This window comes from Mycobacterium sp. E2327 (assembly GCF_001672675.1).
Lineage (GTDB): Bacteria > Actinomycetota > Actinomycetes > Mycobacteriales > Mycobacteriaceae > Mycobacterium.
On record NZ_LZKE01000062.1, the window covers coordinates 1 to 914 of the forward strand.

The 914-nt window shown below is 66.5% G+C and carries 1 protein-coding gene and 3 pseudogenes; 3 read left to right on the forward strand and 1 reads right to left on the reverse strand.

The features are described 5' to 3' along the window. Positions 1-76, reverse strand: a pseudogene (locus A5712_RS30080) (type VII secretion protein EsxI); the annotation flags it as partial. Here A5712_RS30080 and A5712_RS31270 point away from each other — a divergent pair. The 3 genes and pseudogenes from A5712_RS31270 to A5712_RS07710 form a co-directional block, all read left to right on the forward strand. Next, positions 68-376 (forward strand): annotated as a pseudogene (locus A5712_RS31270) (hypothetical protein); the annotation flags it as partial. The pseudogenes A5712_RS30080 and A5712_RS31270 sit on opposite strands and share 9 nt — an antisense overlap. Positions 377-460: 84 nt before the next feature. Then, positions 461-757, forward strand: coding sequence for a WXG100 family type VII secretion target (locus tag A5712_RS07705; RefSeq protein WP_068103175.1), 297 nt, complete (start codon positions 461-463; stop codon positions 755-757). 27 nt (positions 758-784) lie between these two features. Continuing rightward, positions 785-914: pseudogene (locus A5712_RS07710) on the forward strand (type VII secretion protein EsxI); the annotation flags it as partial.

Sequence of the window (914 nt, forward strand, 5' to 3'; positions counted from 1 at the left end):
CACCCCAGAAGTCACCAGCAGCCAGCACATCGCGAACGATGGCCTGGTGCTCGGCCTCCAACGACGCGGCCTGGGCGGCGCCGCCGCGGAATTGGGCAAGTCGCGGCTGGTCGGTGCGATGTCGGTGCCGCCGACGTGGCAGGGGTCGACGCCGGCGCGGATGGTCAGCGCGGCGATGTCGGGGCTGGGCGGAGAGGCGCCCGCCGCCGCCGGGGCCGGGGCGCCGATGGGCGGCGGCATGCCGTTCATGCCGATGCCGATGGGCGGCATGGGCGCCGGCGCCGGCATGCCCGGCGGGATGATGGGCCGCGGCGGAGCCAGCCCCAACGTCGTGCAGGCGCGACCCAGCGTGGTGCCGCGCGTCGGAGTCGGATAGGGCGGGGGTGATAGGCGGGGTTTGGACGTTGGGCGCCGCAGCGGCGCTTGACCGAAACATTTAGTTGATGAAAGGAGCAGTGTGGTGGCTACGCGATTTATGACCGACCCGCACGCAATGCGGGCGATGGCAGGCCGTTTCGACGTGCATGCGCAGACGGTTTCGGATGAGGCGCGTCGGATGTGGACCTCGTCGCAGAACATTTCCGGCACCAGTTGGAGTGGGGCCGCCGAGGCGACGTCCTACAACACGATGGGACAGATGAACCAGGCGTTTCACAACATTGTGAACATGCTGCAGAGCGTTCGCGACGGGCTGATCCGCGACGCCAATAATTACGAGCAGCAAGAGCAGGCTTCGCAGCAGATTCTGAGCAGTTAGCGGCTTGAGGCGTTAGGAGATTGAGCGATGACGATTAATTACCAGTTTGGCGATGTGGATGCCCATGGTGCGACGATTCGCGCCCAGGCCGCGTCGTTGGAGGCCGAGCACCAGGCCATCGTTCGCGATGTGCTGGCTGCTGGTGACTTCTGGGGTG